This window comes from Prochlorococcus sp. MIT 1303 (genome assembly GCF_001631965.1).
Classification (GTDB): Bacteria; Cyanobacteriota; Cyanobacteriia; order PCC-6307; family Cyanobiaceae; genus Prochlorococcus; species Prochlorococcus marinus_D.
On sequence record NZ_LVHK01000043.1, the window covers coordinates 31,811 to 49,590 of the forward strand.

The following is a 17,780-nucleotide window of genomic DNA, read 5'->3' on the forward strand; positions in this document are numbered from 1 at the left end:
GACCATTGCCGCAAAGATCAATCAACCAGTTTTGGATCGATCTCAGCGAGATAACGGGCTTCGCAGGCCTTGATAATCTCGACAGCCTTTTGCACCCCTAAGAAGCCGTTCACCCTGCAGGTACCAGGCTTTTTAAGGTCCTTGTAGTGCTCCCAGTAGTACTGGGTCTCCTTCAGCCATTGCTCTCCGAGCTGTTCAAAGCTGGTGATGTGGTCCATGCGCTTGTCATCAGCCAGCACAGCAATCACTTTGTCGTCGACTTCACCACCATCATCAAAGGTCATGATGCCAATGATCCTTGCCTCAACGATCGAGCCAGGCACCAGCGGCTCTGTGACACTGACGATTTCGATGTCGAGTGGATCACCGTCTTCGTCCCATGTACGAGGAATGCAACCGTAGGCAAAGGGATAGGCCAGGGAGGAGTAACCGACACGATCAAGCTTGAGGTGACCTGTTTCCGTGATCAGCTCATATTTATTGATCGTGTTGGAGTTGAGCTCCACGATCGTGTTGAGCCGCAATTCCGATTCATCGGCAAAGGCAGGCAACACATGCAAGAGGTTGGGAGTGCTGCGGCTTGGAGCCTGATCGATGTTGGCCATAAGTAGCGAAGTCGCCAGCGGCGCATCCTACGGGGGCGCCGCGATCAAGCTCATCGCTGCAACGAATCCAAAGTGATTGATTCAACAAAAGATGCTTAACACTATCCAAAACCACGAGAGTGAACCAAACCAACAGCTGGCAGAGCAGTTGGTTTGATTAAAAGAACAAATAAAAAGATTAATGATTGACCATCTAAATATTCAATCAAGAACTTCTCGTTAAAAGAGAAGCATTTGCCAATCATCTTCTTTGCTTCCATGAGACAACTCAAAAGAGCTTAGGCTTAACAGAAGCACCGACACTCCCTTCCACATTAACCTTGCCATCAATATTAACTCTACCTTGCACTTGTAGCGGAGATGAATTCACCACATCCACCGGTGTTCGAATTTCATCCACACTCACGCTTCCTTTAATCTCTTCTACCAACACTTGGCCGAGGATCGGCAGAGCCTTATTCGAGTTAATCGTCACGCCATTCTTCACAGCCACATTACCTTGCACAGAGAGTGGCTGTTCGGCGTTGATGTCAACGGTGGGCAGATCAATCTGATCCACTTGCAATCCACCAACGATGCGAATTGGAATCGGCCGGCTGAGCAACTGCAGCGCTGTTGCCGAAAGCACACCAATCGAGATCACCAGCGCGAAGGGCCATCGACTTGCGATGCAAACTTGTACCCACAAGGGCGTTGCTTGATTGTAGCTGCGTTGCTCGGCTTGCATAAAACAGTATCGGCCCCTATTCAAAGAAGCACAGATCTAAAGCAAATGCCACAACACAAAGCAGAGCCAGGCTCGAGCCATTGCGATGCCCTATCCCATTACTGCAGTTGGTCTAAGCGATGGTATGGAATTATAGAGCTCCATAAAACTTAGGGCTCCAGCAAACTCCTAGAACCCAAAATTGTGTCAAACCTAATCTTGCTTTACGATTAAAGGCATTAGCAAGACTTCAATAGAGAGCTCTCAATGCAATCAACTCTATGGCTTCTCTATTAAAGGCAAAAGCACAAATGATCTGCAGCGCAATTGGAATTAATCCCAAAAAACTTTGAGCAGTTCAAACAATTTTCCACCCACTGTAAAAATAAACAGCAATCCCAATAAACAGCGTTACAGGCACTCGCAACAGAACTATCTTATAAGTAAAACATTCCATCGCTCGACCTTAATTAGAATGGCCAATTCAATTGTTGACAAGCGAAGGAAACGTTACGTTCTTTTGATTTCGCAACAAATCAAACTCCACCACCATGCAAGTAGACAAAATTCAGATGGACCTAATGACTCTTTGCAAGAGCAGCAAACCTGCTTTTGCAAAGAGTCATTTCCCAAAATCCAATCAGAACACGGCAATGCTACTAAACATTGCGCAAAAGAGATGAACACCTTAAGCTTCTCGAGTAAGTCCAAAAAAGATAATTAGTATTCATAACAATTACAAGATCCTTCTAATGAGCTACGATCCAGGATATACCAATCCTATATATAGCATACCCGAAAAATATTCAGGGGGTGGCCTCCCAATACCAGAATACCAATTTCTACAGGACGTCCAGCAACAACAAGCCCAAAATTTTTCTATTTTCCCAACTGGAGCAACGCTCATCTCTGGCCTTGGCTGGGCATGGATAAATCAACAGCTCGCCTATGATATGAGAATAGTCTCGAGAGCTAATTATGCAGTAGCGAAAGAGAAAACACTCCCTTTTTTCCATGGCTGGAGCATCGACGGATGGTATGACGCTGGTGTGGAAGGTGTAACAGCCGGGACCAAGAATCTACCTAACCTTGGCAAGCAGGCTTACAAGACATTGAGCCGGAATGGCCCCTTTCGGAATGCTTTTAATCAACCACAGACAGTAAACCCCTATTCATCTGCTAGTGAATATTTAAGTGGCCTAGCTATTCACCCCAACACATTTGCCCCTGAAACAAATGCGCATGATCTAAAGGTGCATGGATCTAGCAATCGCCGAGTTAATGGCGCAAGTCCAACAATAAGTCCTCTGACAGACGTTACGGAGGGAACTGGGTCAAAAAAGGATTGGTTCCAAATTAGTGTCCCCAAGGGGGGAGCTGCAATCACCGAAGATTACACAATAACATTTACTTCTGAAACAGGCGCAAGCGTTGATCAGTCACACGGATGGTCAAGTCAAACAAGTGTAGAAGCGACAGCGGGAATTAGTGCATCCTTAGGGGCTGTAGATGCATCTTTTCAAACAACTGTTGGCACTAATTGGGGGCTTAATGGTGACAAGACATCTAGCAACCACAACACTAAAACAACAACAACAACAGCTTCGAATACATACAAGGTCAAACCAGGTAAGAGTATCGCCCTACTGGGAACTTACACGCAGGGCACTCTTCCAATGACATATAACTCTCCTGCAGTACTCGACTATCCGCACAACTATGGAGCAGCAGGTTCATTTGGGGCGAAAGGTGCTTTAGCCTCAGCTTCCAACCAACTGGGGTTGGTAGCTACTTCACCTTCTCCTTTGAGTGTAACAGCTGCAGACGTTTACCATTACTGCCGTGCAGCGATGGTTCCTGGGCACCAACATATATATGAAGCGAGCCAAATGGGCAATAGCCTTTATAGACTTTGGTCAAGTGGTACAGTTAGTCTAAAAGATGTAGGCCAACATGAGATCAAGGAGTATGTGATAATTGGAGGGGAATGGGTGTCTAATCTTAGCGCAACCAGCCTTCAAGGTGAAAGTCAAAATGATGACTTGTCAACCGAAAATGCGATGGAATCTACAAGCTATACACCTCACGAAGGAGACACTTTAATTGTTAATGGCGTTGAGAAAAATATAGGCGTCTTGTATGATGAAGCCAATAAAGCCAATGGTGTTTATTTGGGCAGCAAATATGACGACAGGTTCTATTTAAATGGTCCAAATCAAACAGTTCATACATATTCTGGCGAAGACCATGTAGAAGGTTCAATCTATAATGACAAAATATTCGCAGATAACAATGGATCTAGTGGTAATAGTATTGAGTCTGGCGACGGGGATGACACTATTAGGGCGATTAACGGTGGAGACTATATAGATTCAGGCGCTGGCGATGACAATGTTTATGTAACACTAGATGATAATCTAGTCGACGAAATCAACCTCGGCAGCGGCTCTGACACCTTAACCATAGATCTATCAAAAGCTCCAAAAAGATATGGACTAACCGTAAACGATTTAGAATATACAGACAAGCATATCTTTAAGGGTGGATCTGTTGAAGCAGAGATATTTGGCACCTCTGTTCTTCTTTATTCTAAAGGAAACCACATTGCCACTTTCTTAGATTATGCGAAGCAGTTTGATGGGTATAATATTCATAAATTACAAGAAGTTGGCCTTCTAAATATGCATATTCTAGGTGATTCAAATGATTATGATTATGTTGCTGATTGGCGCGACCCGCTTATCACAGCAAAAGCCGAGGGAAAATCTATATATGATGATTATGACTCTCTTTTGAACTCCAACTCATCAGCATTAAAGGAAACTCTGAAAGGCATGCAAGAATACTTCTTTAAAGAGTCAACAAACGAGTTGACGACATGGGGCCTGGCTCACGCAGACGAATACGAAAGTGCATCAGATTTTGCGCATGCTCTCCTGGGGCAAGGTAGAAGCTCTACTATTGATTTACCATTCGGTTATGTTTAAATCTTAATCAATCAACACCAAGAAAAGTAAGCGTACTACCTCAAAAATAATCCACTCAAGATCTAACCTTATTAAATAATAATTACAGCACGAGTCTTGTTTGTTAAACTATAAAATGAACTTTTTAACATTTACTGTCTCGGCAAATTCATACCAGGAGCCTTGCAAAGCCAATAACATCAGCCTTACCTGATCGCCAATTAATAACACTCTCTAGAGCATAGTAACTGCTCCCATAGCTAGAACAATTGAGCGTCTAAAGACTGCCTCATCTAGGAGCAATACATTGCACCTAGATTTAGATTAATGCTACTAATCAAGTCTTTGAATCTAGAAAGTTAAACTCTCATAGCCTATACTTTGCAATTAGCTAGACTTGCAAGCCGAAGATGAATAAAACAATAGTTTATATTCCATAGATTAATTACCCGGCAAAAAAGTTTTCACTCACGGCAATTAAGCACCATCCCTCCAGCCCAACAATTCTTCTCGCCCGGACCGACCGTATCAGCAACATCAAGCACCTTAAACAATCCAGGCACACATAAAATGCCATCGCCTGCCTCTACCCAGCCAGGCGCACATTTAGAGCCCCGCTGTTCTACAGTGGTCTCATCTGTTGATACTTGATCATTCGGTACTCGCTGGTTGGTTACTGAATTAGCTTGCACTCGCTGAATAGCTAGCGGATTAGTGGCTGCTGGATTAGTTACTGCTGGATTAATTGCCACTTGATTATTCTTCAATTGAGCACTGGCTACGCGCCTAGCATCAAGCTGGCTTTCAGCAACTTGCTTAATGATAACATTATCTCTAGGAATTATCCCCATGGTGATAACAATAAACACCAAAAGCATGACGCCAATGGCAGCCAATATGCTATTAATACCTTTCATTTGCGACGTTCTGCTGTATCAAGCATAACGGGCCCTGGAGAAATCCCAGAAGAAAGAAAATAATTAGTAAGAACATCTAACGCCAAAGGAAGATGCCATTCACCCAATGCCCTACCCTTCAATGCAATTAATTTGATCTAGCAATGGCAGCAGACGTTTTCAACATAGCGCCAAATCTAGGCAAGGAGTATCTATTAAAGTTCTTGCAAATGCCCAAGCTTGTCTTCTAAGTAATCAAGAAAAGGCTTGCTCGATAAAGGTTTTCCTGTTACTTGCTCCACCAATTGCTCAGCATTCATCATCCGACCAATCGGGTGAACATGCTCTCGCAACCAAGCCAACAGCTGATGCTCATTACCATGAGAAACTTGTTCCTCAATTGGACCAATCGCCTGCTGCATCGCTTCTGACAGCTGCGCACTAATCAGATGCCCCATCAGATAAGAAGGGAAATAGCCAAATAAACCTTCACTCCAATGCACATCTTGCAGACAGCCCTCGCCATCATTTACAGGAACAACCCCAAGTAAATTGCTATAGCGCTGGTTCCATTGATCAGGCAAATCCTCCACCGGCAAGCCTTCTTCTAGAAGCGCTATTTCAAGATCTGTTCGAATTAAAATATGCAAGCCATAACTGAGTTCATCGGCTTCCACGCGATTCAAGCCTGGTGTTAATGGATTCATCGCCAGCCAAAGCTCATCAGAAGAGCTGAGTGGCGCACCTACAGAGGAAAAATGAGGCCACCAGCATTCGCAAAAAGCCCTACTGCGAGCAATTCTGTTCTCCCAAAACAGAGACTGACTCTCATGCACAGCCATCGACGTGGCCTGGCCCAACGGCCAGGCAAACCATTGATGACTTTGAGCAGGTAGACCCTGTTCATAGAGGGAGTGTCCCCACTCATGGGCGGTGGCCAAAAAACAAGACAAGGGCTGCCCAGGCACCACTCTTGTCGTGAGTCGAAAATCCTGAGGTCCAAGGGTGGTTGAAAACGGATGAGGTGATCGCGCCACGCAAGTGATGCTCAGATCCCGACCCCATCCCTGAAGCAAGCGCTCACAAAGATCCTGCTGAGTGGTGTCAGGTAAATCCCATCCCAATGAAACAGCACGAGAACGAGTCCAAGCGCGTGCCTTCTCAACTAACTCAGGCAGTCGTTGACGTAATGGAGCAAACAGCTCCTTTAAACGCGCCAAGGTCAGATCTGGCTCAAAAGGTTGGGCCAAACTTTCCCAGCAGCTGCGTTGTTCTGCCAGCTGCTGCGCCTGCTCCTGCCGCAAACTGATCAGATGCTGCAAAGCCGACGCGAAGCAGGAAAAATCAGCCGTTGATTTGGCTTGCTGCCATCGGGCATATCCCTTCGCCTTCGCAGTCGCGAGCGCTCCCACCAAAGAAGGATCTAGGCGCTGCTGTCGCCTGAGGTCTTGCTCAAGCAGCTCCAGGTTGCGAGCTCGCTCAACAACCTGGATTGGCTCCAACTCCCCCGCCAAACAAGCTTGCTCAAATTCAGCTCGAACCTCCACCAACAGCCCCTCAAATTGTGAACTGCTTTGACGAGCATGCAATTGCTTGGCCAGAAGGCTGAGTTGCTCACCGCGCCAAGCTGCGCCGGCAACAGGCATGCGAGTGTTCTGATCCCAATAGAGGGTGCTTTGAATCGAACCCAAAAGCTGGGTCTCGTGCAGATATTCACCAAGTCGTTGCCAAGCCAGCTCAGGCAAGGGCTGGATCCATGACTGCATCAACCTTAAACAGACGAGCGCCCTAAGGCCAAAAATTCGTCGAGCTTGACACCCCCTTACCCCTTAAAAGAGAGACAGAAGAGAGGTAAAAACTAAAGCCGCTTGATGCGGCAGCGGCATAGCTGATCAAGGGATTCGCGACCAGTGAGCCGCAGGCGTAATCGAGCCCAGATCTTGTAGACCCCATCCACAACACGAGCAACACCAGGCCAGGCCGTGGGTGCATAGAGCCATCCCCAATCCACCAATTGATAAGCCTCGCGAAAGACCGCGACATCTCGCACGACTTCACCATTGCGACGCAACGCATGCATGCGCCCCATCGCCTGCCGATAACTGATGCCAGCAAAGGCCTCAGGCTCATAGTCAGGGGAATCAATATCAACAAAATTCAAGCGGCCGTGACGATCATGAGCGCGTAAAAAGCTCACTTCACGGCAACAAAAAGGACAAGCCCCGTCAAACAAGAGGGTGAGCTCAGGTTCAACATTGACGGTCATCTCCTGTTCCAAGTGCATTCCTTGCTGCATCATTCATCAGTCAAGGTCATCCAACCACAAGGGAATTCCTCACCATTGCTGGCCATCAAGGCATAAGTCATCCATTGGCGAGTGTTGTCTTTGCCAGCAAAAAGTTTCAAGACAAGCCATCGGGCAGATATTTTTCAGCTGCTTCAGCACCCGCTGCCCATGGAGAGGGGCACAGCCACTCGCAAGCGCAGCAAGCAACGCAATGATCGCCAGCAGACCCTTTCAGCGCAACAGCACGCCCCATTGCTGCTAGCTCAACTGTGTAGCCCAAACTTAGGCAGCCAGTCACTCCCCCCAACAGCGATGTCTCTTCAGCAAGCGTTACACCAGCTGGAGATTGTCACGACAGGAGAGGGCTTCACAGACCTCACTGCCCAACTCAATCATTGGATTGCCTCCTCGAGAATTGAGCGTGGCGTTCTCCACCTCACGGCATTGCACACCAGTTGCAGCCTCACCATCAACGAAAACGCAGACCCACGAGTGCTCACAGATCTCTCGGCTTATCTCAAGGCTCTCGTACCAGAAGAGGGCTTCCGGCCAATCAACGGCCTAGGCGAGCGGCGTTCCTATCTCCATGACGATGAAGGGCCAGACGATATGCCCGCGCATATCCGCACAGCTCTCACCTGCAGCACTCTTAGCCTCAGCATTGATCAAGGCAGGCTGCTACTAGGCATCTGGCAGGCGATTTATCTCTGGGAACATCGCCGGCATGGAAGCCACAGGCGGGTGGCGATCCACGCGATTGGCGAAATGAACAGCCATGAATGATCTGCCTGATGAATTGTTAAAGCGACTTGATCGTTATGCCGCGATGCACGGCATGGATCAAAAACAAGCCATCGAGCATCTACTACGAGGTGCCCTCAATCTCGCCATCCCTGATCTCTTGAAGTCCAAGCCAGTCAAGCCAACTACTGGTCACAAAGAAGCAGCACCAAGCAGCACAGCCAACTTATTCGCACGCCGCAATGGTTTCAAACTCAACCAGTTGGTGCAGCAACGCCACAACCCTGATGCCTGGGCTGAAGATGGTGGTGCTGAGACCGACGTGGATCTGCTCGTTGATCGCCTCCACGATCTAGCTGAATCACCAGATTCGGAGCAATCGATGCCAACAGATCCAACATGATCCACACAAATGCACTGCCCAATGTGCATCGTTGCCAAATGTGCATCGTTGATCGATGCTCTGACAAGACAACCTCTCGACAACGCACCACAGCGCTCAATCATTGCCAGTTCAAAGAAAAATTGTTTAGCCGTATCCGACCAGCTCGGACAACAGCATTGGATTCAACTGCCGCAATCACTCCTAGGGGACAACATCAAATCACCCTTCAGCCATTGCATCATTAGAGCAACACAACACAGCAACCATTACAGACAAGAATGACTCCAAAGCTCACAACACAACCTCATGAAGGCAACCCTGCTTACTGCTGAACAGCTCTCTTCCGTAGCTGAAAAGCTGCCGGGGTGGACCCTCGCGGATCAACGGCTGCGACGGCAATGGCGCTTTCGCAACTTTGTGGAAGCCTTCGGTTTTATGACCCGTGTGGCACTGCTAGCTGAAGCCATGAACCATCACCCGGAATGGAGCAACGTCTATGCCACTGTGACGATCGAGTTGACGACCCATGACGTCAATGGACTGAGCGATCGTGATTTGAAGCTCGCCGAAGCGATCAATTTGCTTGAGCCTGGCTAATCAAAACTCACTCAGCCGAAACTGCTGCCAGCATGGAATCAACGAGCGGCTGTGGTTCCAGCACCCTCCCGCTCCCCTGACGGCAAGCCCATGAACGACGCAATCGCATCCGAAGCAACCACTCAACCTGATCATGGCGAAGCGCTCGAGCAAGACCGGTGCGTACCGGTAACAATCCTCACTGGCTTCCTAGGCGCCGGCAAAACCACCCTGCTCAACCACATCCTCAGCAATCAGAAGAGCCTAAAAACCGCCGTATTGGTGAATGAATTCGGTGAGATTGGAATCGACAACGAGTTGATCGTCAGCACCAGCGAGGACATGGTTGAACTCAGCAATGGCTGCATCTGCTGCTCGATCAATGGGGAGCTGCTCGAAGCGGTTGATCGGATTCTCGAACGTCCAGACCCAATCGATTACCTCGTTGTAGAGACCACAGGCCTGGCAGATCCGCTACCCGTTGCCATGACCTTTCTTGGCAGTGAACTGCGAGATCAAACCCGCTTGGATTCGATCATTACCTTGATCGACGCGGAAAACTTTAACGACCAACTCCTGGAAAGCGAAGTCGGCAGAGCCCAGGTGATCTATGGCGACATCCTGCTGCTCAACAAAACAGATCTCGTCTCTGAAGAGCGATTAAAAGAGGTTGAATCCAAGTTGGCAGACCTCAAACAAAATCCCCGCATCCTTCGATCAATCAAAGGAAACGTGCCCTTACCGCTGCTGCTAAGCGTGGGCCTGTTTGAAACCGATCGCGTACAACCAGCAGACGTTGCAGAGAGCCACGATCACAGTCATCACCACGACGATCACAGTCATCACAGTCATCACAGTCATCACCACGATGACCACCCTGATCACCTTGCAATCGAAGGCTTCACATCCCTATCTTTCAGCAGCGATGACCCTTTTGCGCTGCGGAAGTTCCAAAATTTCTTAGACAATCAACTTCCTGCAGAAGTCTTTCGTGCCAAAGGGATTCTCTGGTTCAACGAGAGCGAACGCCGCCACATCTTTCATTTAGCCGGCAAGCGCTTCTCCATTGATGACAGCGACTGGCCCGCTGAGCGCAAGAACCAACTGGTGTTGATTGGACGCCAACTCGATCACGACACCCTGCGGCGCCAACTTCAGGCCTGCGTAGCAAAGGACGCCGGCAAAGGGTTCAGCTGAATCAAACCAATAGCCAAACAGATCTAAAACTTCGCCCACTGCTTGCTACTCAACAGCTGCAGCAATGGCAGTTGCTCAACCCACGCCAGGAGGAGAACCTGACCAACAGCTTGATCAACAGCGCACTCAATTCTGGGGCAATAAAAACGACTGCACGCTTGCTGGTTCTGTTTGCTGTGCTGAATTGATACTTCAGTATGAGCAAAATCAAGCTTCTTATACCTCCTCATTGAGATCTACCTGGGTAAAGTGTTTATTCAACGGAGAGGGCCATGCTTGAACTGCTGACCGCCATCACCGCCCTGGCCCTCGTGATGCTGGCCTTTTGGTTATTGGCCGATTCCGATGACGACAACAGCGGCGGCGGACTGATGGAACCCTCACTTGTGCCTATTCCGGTACGCGAGCGACGCCCCTAGAAAACTACCCCTCAATCAACAAGCGGGAAGGGAACTCGAGCACAAAAAGAAGCTGCAGGCCAACTTTCAAAGCCATCGCAGAGCAAAAAGAATGTCGTGACTCACAATGCTGTTGAACGCAGTTGAGGTCATGCAGAAAAAAGTCTTCACCGCTGCAGAACTCTGCCAATGCCACCCAACTTCGCTTGCTCAACATCAAAACCTTCTCCCTGATGGCCTCTAACGGTTGAGATTGATCGCCTGATGACCCAAGACGCCGTCCCGTCAAGCTACGGCTCGAACCGCCTGCGCAAACGCCATTGGCAACCAGACCGCCTGCTTCTCAACAGCATGGCAATTCTGCTTGCTGTGCTTGCTCTCTGGCCTCTGATTGGTCTGATCCGTGAAGCACTGCAGGGATTCATCAATGGATCGGCCAGCCTGGGAGTCGATGGCCCACAACAGATTCAAGGGACCTTGACTCTGCTCATCGGGACATCCTTATTGGGTGGCCTACTGGGAACTGCAAACGGCTGGTTATTAGCAAACTGCCGCTTCCCAGGACGTCGAGCCCTACGAGTGGCTCAGCTATTGCCCCTCGCCACACCCGCTTACCTACTCTCGGCCATCCTGATCGACCTTGGCAGTCGCAATGCCGTACGAATTCATGGCATGGGCTGGGGGATTTTGATCATGGCGCTGACAACCTATCCCTACGTTTTTCTCCTCAGCACTGAAAGCTTTTCAATCTGCGGACGCCGCCAACTGGAAGCCTGCCGCAGTCTTGGGGTTGGACCGTGGAACAGTTTTCGACGCATTGCTCTACCCATGGCTTTGCCAGCGATTGGTGCCGGGATTGCCCTGATGGGTATGGAAGTCGTCAATGAACTCGGGGCCGTAGCACTACTCGCCATCCCAAGCCTGTCAGCTGGCATCGTTGAGACCTGGCAAATGGAAGGCAATCCTGCCGGTGCCATTGGACTAGCAATGATCGCGCTGATCATCGTGATGTCACTGGTGGGGTATGAACGCAGACTGAGACGACGAAGCCGCCGCTGGACAGAGGGTGTCGCTGGTGGCGATTCGCCAGCCTGGCAGCTGCACGGTGTACGAGCCCTGTGCGCTCAGTGCCTAGCCCTGATTCCTCCCACGATCACTTTGGGTGTGCCCCTGCTGTGGGCCATCCTCAATCTCGATCAACTCGAACAAGGGATAGATCCTGATCTAATCCCACTGACAGAACGCAGTCTTGGACTTGGGCTGGCAGCAGCAAGCCTGGCCGTGGTAGCAGGTCTGATCCTTGCAATCGCCAAGCGTTGGTCATCAACGCGCTGGATGGGCAACCTCTCATTTATGGCAGGTATTGGTTATGCCATTCCAGGAGCTGTAATGGCCATTGCGCTGATGCCATTCAACGGTGCTCCATGGAACCTCGCATGGATTCTGCTGCTGCTGTGGGGCTATAGCGATCGCTTCTTGGCAGTTGCAAAAGGAGGACTCGACGCTGCCTTCGAGCGCCTCTCCCCAAGCCTGGATGAAGCCGCTACTGGACTTGGCTGTCAATGGCAGGAGGTGCTTCGACGCGTTCATCTGCCTTTGCTGAAAGGTCCCCTAGCGGTAGGAGCACTTTTGGTTTTTGTCGACACGGTTAAAGAACTACCTCTCACATTTGTCCTGAGACCCTTTGATTTCGACACCCTTTCTGTACGGCTGTACCAATACGCCGCAGATGAACGCATGGCGGAATCCATCTTGCCAGCACTGATTATCATCGCTCTCGGATTAATCGCTTCGCTGGCATTGGTCCCAGGGCTCGATCAAGGGGAACGAAAAAAGCCTCCTTTAAGCAAAGAACCACTCACTTAGTTTTCAATACTTCAAATGATCTTCAACAAGAATTTTGGGTCGGTTTCAGAAAGGCATACCCCATTCAAAACCACAGACTCACAACAAGCGAGAGTTGCGAAGAGAGACTCGACAGACAAAAAAGCCTCTCCTCCACAACACTGGCTACAAATAAATCACTTATTTGATACGAGATTAGCAGCATGCGAGGACTAAGATATTGGCATCTTTTGATTGAAGACCAGTCTATGGAAAAATACAATAATGTGCTTCTAATACGCCTATTTCTTGGTCTTGCCGCTTTCCTTGCTCTGCGATTAGTCGGGGTTACAGTTGAAATGGGTTCGCCAATTTGGTATACAACTAATGCCCCACTTGGCTAAACACGCAATCAAGCAAGCTCTCTCTTAGACCTATACATTGAACGTGGCTTAAACTGCTTCGAGACTATTAATACATGGAGCCTCTGCTGCTTACACTTGCAGCTATTGGCTCTGATATCAGGCAACGACTAAGCGTCTTTTCTTTTAGCAAAGTTGCAGGGCATGAGTCAATCCTCTCCAGACTATTGGAACTGTTCATGACCAAGGTAAAGCATTGATTTTTCAACCACAAAATTAGCTAAAACCCTTTCACCTCAGCTCTCTGAGATGAAAGGGACACGTTTCGATTAATCTGAGAGGTGGTGGGCTGATCCTGTGGCTTGGGCTGATCCTTTGTCTTAGGCAATGCCAAAACATTAAAAGCCAATGACCAGCGCTCTCCTTCACCTCGAAAAGGCATCACAGAATGAGGTTGCCATGCCGGGAAAACATAAAACTCACCTGGCACTGGCAAAACATAGTGCGCCATTCCCGTGCGAAAACTTTGGATGTGCCATTCCTCAGGGCCATGAAAACAAAGCTGACCATCAAAACTCTCTGGTCTGATCTGAGATGGCACTTGCAGGAATGCAACACCCGAAAAACTTCCACCATGGGTATGGGTAGGGTTGTAATCACCAGCACGTTGGCTGTTCAACCAAACATCCACCATCTGCAGCCGATAGCGGCCTGGTATCCATGGGCCACGTCCTTGCGGAGGTTGCCGATCAATCACATGACGAATCCAACGTTCACAACCAGGCAAGACAGCTTGATTGCAAAAATTCTGAACTTCTAGTTGATTGAGAGCAAGCTCTCTTTGTTGGTTGAGTTGCCCAGCCAGCTTCGCCGATGCATCAGGGCTGTTTTCTGGATTCGCGAGCACCTGAGCCGCAAGGCTCTGCAGGCTGCTGAGCACTGAGGGTTCAAGCTCCCCCTTGAGGATGGACCTTGGAAAAAGGTCAAGAACATCCATGGTCAGTTTCTTTGCTAGCAACAGTGTGATGCATTCAATACACATTTATGTTCACAATGAACCGGTGCTTAGCGAAATTTACGAGCATAAGAAGATTTCAGAAAACTTCTTACGGTGCAAACTAATACAAGTAAATTGAAAATTTTCGCCAGAAGCGATGATGAGCAAAGTGTAAGAGCCACTGCATAAAAGAGAATTAGCAAGTTGCTATTCTCTGAGCGAAAAGAGAATTTTTTAGCCCAGAATCCTCTCTTTTAAGGCTTTAGCCTCCAGCCATGATTTCATAGATTGACAGTCATTAAGCGAAATTCTACCCCTAGAATGCCCCAAGAAACCAGAATCTCTCCAACACTCTCTAACGCAAGGATCAAGCAACTTCGCAACAAGAAGTGCCATTGATTCCGATAATTTGACTCAGCCTTTTCAGCCATGCAGAAAGGGTAAAGATCAAACCATGTCGAGCAACAAGGCACCCCGATTAGTCTCGACTCAACAACACAGAGAACGCTCTGCTTAGAGCCGCAAGATTTATCAATACTGTCGCTAATCTGACATCATCAATAAGGGTTTCAGATTTTATAGACAATTTAATTTTTGAAAACTGAGACATCTCATCACCTCATTGCATGCGCCGTCTGTCTCGCTAATGCACCGTCTGTCGCTTCAATAACGCACGATCCCCCGCAACCGCAGCAGCGGCAAGCCCATCGGCAATCGTTGCGATCAGCCTGTAGCAGAGCACCGCCGCTAACAAGGGCGCTTCCGGCACCTCAGAGCCCACTCGCAACAAAAGAGTGGCTTCAAAAACCCCTAGCCCTCCAGGCGCTGCAGGAACGACCAAGCCCACAGTCCAAGCCAAGGCAAACGCTGCCAACCATTCCCCCATCGCCAAGCTGGTGCTCAGCGAAAACGCCATCACACAACACCAAAATCCAGCAAAGCGAAACGCCACGAAGAGCATCTCCATCGCCAGCGAACTCCAGGGGTAGTCGTCTCGTCCACTGCCCAATGATTCTGCTGAAACAACACCAACCAAACCCGCATCAACCCGATCGAGCTGCTTGGCTTTGGCACGTTCTAAGCGTCTGAGCAGGGGCTCTCTCCAGCGAGGTATCAACAACATTGATGGCAAGCAACAGGCCATCGCCAGGCCAGACTGCCAACCTCCGAAGGGAACCCAAAGCAGGGCCGCTACGGCCATGAGCAAGGGCTCGAGCAACACAGAAGCCAATGCAGGCCCGGCCCCCAGATGGGGCCTTAGCACCCGCATTCGCTCAACCAAATGCCAGATCCCACCAGGCAGATACTTGAGCAGATTGCTACTCAGGAAAAGGGGAATCAGTGATATTTGCCTGGGTCGATGGCCCAACCAACCCACCAACACTCGCCAAGCGAGTGCATTCACCACGAGGCTCGACCAGCTGATGCCCACGCCAAGCACCAGCCACCAGCAGGCCAGGCCACTCAGGGAAAGCTGACGCAACTGTGCCCCATGGCTGACCAATGCCACCACCACAAAGGCAAGACTTGCGAGCGTGATCCAGAGGCGAAACCCACCTGGGAGAGCCACCTTGCCCAGCCAAAACCTCAAACCCCGCCCATGGCGAATCAAGCCTGAGATCACCATGTCCAATCTTCATCTGCGACAAAATCCTCCGAAGCCAACAACACTTCACGGCGTAACTCCTCCAGAGAATGGCCCGTCTCAACACTGAGGCGAAGGAGATCGTCATGCTCCGGCTTGACAGTGAGGATCCCTTGAGGTCGCCGTACCTGCTTGACACGCACTGAGCCCCATGGCGTGGGACAGGACCCCCCACGACGAGGCAGCAACCACCGCCCATGAGAGTGTTCCCGCAACCCCAGAGTCGTGCCCTGAGAGAACCACACCACTCGCAACCCAGGGGCCTGTTCAGCAGTCACCAATGCCTTCACACTGACCCCCTGGCGACCTTTTTTCATCTGCACTTGCTCAGAAACAACATCCAACGCTCCGGCATCCCGCAACTGATCACTGAAAACGGCAACGTCCTCAGGCGTGGCGTCATCAATCCAGGCTTCCTGCACAACCACCGGCTGCCATCTCAAACCAGCCATCTCTTCTTCAGATCGCTCTCTCGCGAAACCATCGAGCTCACAGATTCGCAGGATGTTTGGGCGATCAAGAGTGCGGTGTCCCAAACCCACGCCAATCGCTTTGATTCTTAGCGAGGGAGGCTGACCAAAGCGCTCTGCCAGCACAGCCATCAAGGCAAGCCCCGTCGGTGTGGTGAGTTCACAAGCCGGGAGGTCATCACCAACCTCGAGGCAGATTTGATGTCTTCGGGCTAGTTCCAAAACGGCCGGGACCGGAACCGGCAAGAATCCATGAGCTGTGGCCGTCTTGCCTCGCCCCGCCGGAGGTACGGCGCAGACAATCTGTTCGGGAGCCAAGTGCTCAACAGCCGCACAAACGCCCACCACATCAACCAAAGCATCGATCATGCCCACTTCATGAAAATGCACCTGCTCGATGGGGTGACCATGAACCGCAGCCTCTGCTTCCGCCAAAGCCTTGAACACCGTCAACACCCTGGCGCGCAAAGGTTCTGGCCAATCAGCCTCCATGATCAGCGCTCTGATGTCATGCCAAAGCCGATGAGGAGGCTCCAATTCGAGCCCTTCGACGGATAACCTCAGGCCCCTCAAGCCGGCGCTGCGGTCCTCTGCGACCGTAAGGGCATACCCCTGCTCAAGGCCAAGTCCTGCAAGGGGAGCCTCAATCACGGCCCGAGGCACACCCAGATCCAAAAATGCGGCCAGGAGCATGTCACCAGCCAGACCAGTTGGGCAGTCAACAAACAGGGCCGTCATTGCCCCTGGGGGAGTCCCTTGGGAAACTGACCAAACCAAACATGAACAGACTGCCAATACAGCTTGTCGACAGCCAAACCAATAGCAATCACTACGCCTAGATAGACAGCCAATGCAGCGAAGGATCTAACACCAAGGCTTAAGCAGAAAGGTTGGATCAACGACATTCAGTTATTGGGCTGGCTACCGCGTCCATCCCTTCGAACAAGGGAACCTCTTCCGCCTCGCCCCTTGCCACCGCGAGTAGGCATCGGCCCCATCACTTCATAGTCTTCAAGGTGAAGCTGCTGCCCACGACGTCGCACCTCCAAGCTCACAAAATGACGCAGGTTACTGAGGGGCACATCCCCTTTTAATTGCAATTTGAACGGCAATGGTCTACTGCCATCAGCCCTAGGCTTCTGGCGAACCTTCAAAACTAGGTCACCGGTTTCAGGCCTGGTATAGATCAATTCACCACGAATAGAAAAGTAGTCGTCCCCTTGAGGAAGCTGATCTTCAAGTTCCAAGCTGGAATCACTCGAAGACTCTGAATCACTTTCATCAAGCAAGGTTTGTTTCAGGGTGCTGGGCTCCCAGATTCCAGAGATCTGTAGATGGAGATGATCCGCTTCGCGGCAGCGTGGATAGACGACCCATAGATGAGGTTGATCCATTGCCAGATGACGACGCATCAAGGTGAGCACCCGGCCTAGGACAACAGCCTCAATCTCAACCCCTTCAGAATCCACCAGGAAACCTCGAGTGAACTGCTCAGAATCTTGAGGCCGATAAGTGCCTCTTACGACACCGATGGCCCTGTACTGCAACGGCTCAGTGGCCGCAGGAATCGGATGGTCGCGCATTGAAAAAAAGGGCATCCACTGGCCCAATTGGAAATCTAGCCAGCATTCGTGAACCGTCCCAGACTGACCAGGTAATTTTCTGCTCGCTGAAGTGCTTAAGCCCGAAAGGATTCTGCCCTCCCGCGGGATGATCCTTCTGATC

At 50.0% G+C, this 17,780-nt stretch carries 18 protein-coding genes; 7 read left to right on the forward strand and 11 right to left on the reverse strand.

What is annotated here, in order from left to right; all coding sequences use genetic code 11:
* Positions 1-17: 17 nt before the first annotated feature.
* The 3 genes from PMIT1303_RS08055 to PMIT1303_RS08060 form a co-directional block, all read right to left on the reverse strand.
* Positions 18-605, reverse strand: a complete 588-nt coding sequence (locus PMIT1303_RS08055; protein ID WP_011130644.1) for an inorganic diphosphatase — start codon at positions 603-605, stop codon at positions 18-20.
* 101 nt (positions 606-706) lie between these two features.
* Positions 707-865, reverse strand: coding sequence for a hypothetical protein (locus PMIT1303_RS13505; RefSeq protein ID WP_156486978.1), 159 nt, complete (start codon positions 863-865; stop codon positions 707-709).
* Positions 866-873: 8 nt separating this feature from the next.
* On the reverse strand, positions 874-1,248 hold the full coding sequence (locus PMIT1303_RS08060) for a hypothetical protein (protein ID WP_231901413.1): 375 nt from the start codon (positions 1,246-1,248) through the stop codon (positions 874-876).
* A gap of 815 nt (positions 1,249-2,063) precedes the next feature.
* Between PMIT1303_RS08060 and PMIT1303_RS08065 the strand changes: the two genes are divergently transcribed.
* Positions 2,064-4,298, forward strand: a complete 2,235-nt coding sequence (locus PMIT1303_RS08065) for a hypothetical protein (RefSeq protein WP_063398284.1) — start codon at positions 2,064-2,066, stop codon at positions 4,296-4,298.
* Between the two features lie 443 nt (positions 4,299-4,741).
* On the opposite strand, the gene PMIT1303_RS08070 is transcribed toward PMIT1303_RS08065, so the two are convergent.
* From PMIT1303_RS08070 to PMIT1303_RS08080, 3 genes are all read right to left on the reverse strand, one after another.
* The gene (locus PMIT1303_RS08070) at positions 4,742-5,194 is read right to left on the reverse strand and encodes a hypothetical protein (protein ID WP_063398285.1); all 453 of its coding nucleotides are present in this window, start codon (positions 5,192-5,194) and stop codon (positions 4,742-4,744) included.
* A gap of 194 nt (positions 5,195-5,388) precedes the next feature.
* The gene (locus PMIT1303_RS08075) at positions 5,389-6,939 is read right to left on the reverse strand and encodes a carboxypeptidase M32 (protein WP_063398286.1); all 1,551 of its coding nucleotides are present in this window, start codon (positions 6,937-6,939) and stop codon (positions 5,389-5,391) included.
* A 92-nt stretch (positions 6,940-7,031) separates the two neighbouring features.
* Positions 7,032-7,469 (reverse strand): thiol-disulfide oxidoreductase DCC family protein, encoded by a 438-nt coding sequence (locus tag PMIT1303_RS08080; RefSeq protein WP_063398447.1) that lies wholly within the window; start codon positions 7,467-7,469, stop codon positions 7,032-7,034.
* Between the two features lie 159 nt (positions 7,470-7,628).
* Here PMIT1303_RS08080 and PMIT1303_RS08085 point away from each other — a divergent pair, with 159 nt between their 5' ends.
* From PMIT1303_RS08085 to PMIT1303_RS08120, 6 genes are all read left to right on the forward strand, one after another.
* The gene (locus PMIT1303_RS08085) at positions 7,629-8,243 is read left to right on the forward strand and encodes a secondary thiamine-phosphate synthase enzyme YjbQ (protein WP_231901414.1); all 615 of its coding nucleotides are present in this window, start codon (positions 7,629-7,631) and stop codon (positions 8,241-8,243) included.
* Entirely contained in the window at positions 8,236-8,604 is a 369-nt protein-coding gene (locus PMIT1303_RS08090) for a hypothetical protein (RefSeq protein WP_063398287.1), read from the forward strand. The genes PMIT1303_RS08085 and PMIT1303_RS08090 overlap by 8 nt, the downstream gene beginning before the upstream one ends.
* Positions 8,605-8,613: 9 nt before the next feature.
* Positions 8,614-8,868: a hypothetical protein gene (locus tag PMIT1303_RS13830; protein ID WP_197459802.1), complete on the forward strand. Its 255-nt coding sequence runs from the start codon at positions 8,614-8,616 to the stop codon at positions 8,866-8,868.
* Positions 8,869-8,892: 24 nt separating this feature from the next.
* Complete coding sequence (locus PMIT1303_RS08100) at positions 8,893-9,183, forward strand: 4a-hydroxytetrahydrobiopterin dehydratase (protein WP_063398289.1); 291 nt, start codon at positions 8,893-8,895, stop codon at positions 9,181-9,183.
* Positions 9,184-9,273: 90 nt separating this feature from the next.
* Positions 9,274-10,359, forward strand: a complete 1,086-nt coding sequence (locus tag PMIT1303_RS08105) for a GTP-binding protein (RefSeq protein WP_063398449.1) — start codon at positions 9,274-9,276, stop codon at positions 10,357-10,359.
* A 662-nt stretch (positions 10,360-11,021) separates the two neighbouring features.
* Positions 11,022-12,623, forward strand: a complete 1,602-nt coding sequence (locus PMIT1303_RS08120) for an iron ABC transporter permease (protein ID WP_063398292.1) — start codon at positions 11,022-11,024, stop codon at positions 12,621-12,623.
* Positions 12,624-13,223: 600 nt separating this feature from the next.
* Here PMIT1303_RS08120 and PMIT1303_RS08125 read toward each other — a convergent pair.
* The 5 genes from PMIT1303_RS08125 to PMIT1303_RS08140 all read right to left on the reverse strand — a co-directional run bounded on the left by PMIT1303_RS08125 (position 13,224) and on the right by PMIT1303_RS08140 (position 17,638).
* Entirely contained in the window at positions 13,224-13,940 is a 717-nt protein-coding gene (locus tag PMIT1303_RS08125; protein WP_063398450.1) for a putative 2OG-Fe(II) oxygenase, read from the reverse strand.
* A gap of 643 nt (positions 13,941-14,583) precedes the next feature.
* Positions 14,584-15,567 (reverse strand): lysylphosphatidylglycerol synthase transmembrane domain-containing protein, encoded by a 984-nt coding sequence (locus PMIT1303_RS08130; protein WP_063398293.1) that lies wholly within the window; start codon positions 15,565-15,567, stop codon positions 14,584-14,586.
* Positions 15,561-16,793 (reverse strand): LarC family nickel insertion protein, encoded by a 1,233-nt coding sequence (locus PMIT1303_RS08135; protein ID WP_063398294.1) that lies wholly within the window; start codon positions 16,791-16,793, stop codon positions 15,561-15,563. Before PMIT1303_RS08135 ends, PMIT1303_RS08130 begins: the two co-directional genes overlap by 7 nt.
* Positions 16,790-16,960: a hypothetical protein gene (locus PMIT1303_RS14065; RefSeq protein WP_011825368.1), complete on the reverse strand. Its 171-nt coding sequence runs from the start codon at positions 16,958-16,960 to the stop codon at positions 16,790-16,792. The genes PMIT1303_RS08135 and PMIT1303_RS14065 overlap by 4 nt, the downstream gene beginning before the upstream one ends.
* A complete protein-coding gene (locus tag PMIT1303_RS08140; protein WP_197459803.1) occupies positions 16,961-17,638 on the reverse strand; it encodes a hypothetical protein in 678 nt (225 codons plus the stop codon). It lies immediately after the preceding gene.
* Between the last annotated feature and the right edge of the window lie 142 nt (positions 17,639-17,780).

What these genes read in the sequence shown, in the direction of transcription:
- PMIT1303_RS08065 (WP_063398284.1), top strand. Translation starts at nt 2,064, where the DNA reads ATGAGCTACGATCCAGGATATACCAATCCTATATATAGCATACCCGAA.
- PMIT1303_RS08055 (WP_011130644.1), bottom strand. Translation starts at nt 605, where the DNA reads ATGGCCAACATCGATCAGGCTCCAAGCCGCAGCACTCCCAACCTCTTG.
- PMIT1303_RS14065 (WP_011825368.1), bottom strand. Translation starts at nt 16,960, where the DNA reads ATGTCGTTGATCCAACCTTTCTGCTTAAGCCTTGGTGTTAGATCCTTC.
- PMIT1303_RS13505 (WP_156486978.1), bottom strand. Translation starts at nt 865, where the DNA reads ATGGAAGCAAAGAAGATGATTGGCAAATGCTTCTCTTTTAACGAGAAG.
- PMIT1303_RS08135 (WP_063398294.1), bottom strand. Translation starts at nt 16,793, where the DNA reads ATGACGGCCCTGTTTGTTGACTGCCCAACTGGTCTGGCTGGTGACATG.
- PMIT1303_RS08085 (WP_231901414.1), top strand. Translation starts at nt 7,629, where the DNA reads ATGGAGAGGGGCACAGCCACTCGCAAGCGCAGCAAGCAACGCAATGAT.
- PMIT1303_RS08100 (WP_063398289.1), top strand. Translation starts at nt 8,893, where the DNA reads ATGAAGGCAACCCTGCTTACTGCTGAACAGCTCTCTTCCGTAGCTGAA.
- PMIT1303_RS08120 (WP_063398292.1), top strand. Translation starts at nt 11,022, where the DNA reads ATGACCCAAGACGCCGTCCCGTCAAGCTACGGCTCGAACCGCCTGCGC.
- PMIT1303_RS08105 (WP_063398449.1), top strand. Translation starts at nt 9,274, where the DNA reads ATGAACGACGCAATCGCATCCGAAGCAACCACTCAACCTGATCATGGC.
- PMIT1303_RS08130 (WP_063398293.1), bottom strand. Translation starts at nt 15,567, where the DNA reads ATGGTGATCTCAGGCTTGATTCGCCATGGGCGGGGTTTGAGGTTTTGG.
- PMIT1303_RS08090 (WP_063398287.1), top strand. Translation starts at nt 8,236, where the DNA reads ATGAATGATCTGCCTGATGAATTGTTAAAGCGACTTGATCGTTATGCC.
- PMIT1303_RS08125 (WP_063398450.1), bottom strand. Translation starts at nt 13,940, where the DNA reads ATGGATGTTCTTGACCTTTTTCCAAGGTCCATCCTCAAGGGGGAGCTT.
- PMIT1303_RS08070 (WP_063398285.1), bottom strand. Translation starts at nt 5,194, where the DNA reads ATGAAAGGTATTAATAGCATATTGGCTGCCATTGGCGTCATGCTTTTG.
- PMIT1303_RS08140 (WP_197459803.1), bottom strand. Translation starts at nt 17,638, where the DNA reads ATGCGCGACCATCCGATTCCTGCGGCCACTGAGCCGTTGCAGTACAGG.
- PMIT1303_RS13830 (WP_197459802.1), top strand. Translation starts at nt 8,614, where the DNA reads ATGCACTGCCCAATGTGCATCGTTGCCAAATGTGCATCGTTGATCGAT.
- PMIT1303_RS08075 (WP_063398286.1), bottom strand. Translation starts at nt 6,939, where the DNA reads ATGCAGTCATGGATCCAGCCCTTGCCTGAGCTGGCTTGGCAACGACTT.
- PMIT1303_RS08080 (WP_063398447.1), bottom strand. Translation starts at nt 7,469, where the DNA reads ATGCAGCAAGGAATGCACTTGGAACAGGAGATGACCGTCAATGTTGAA.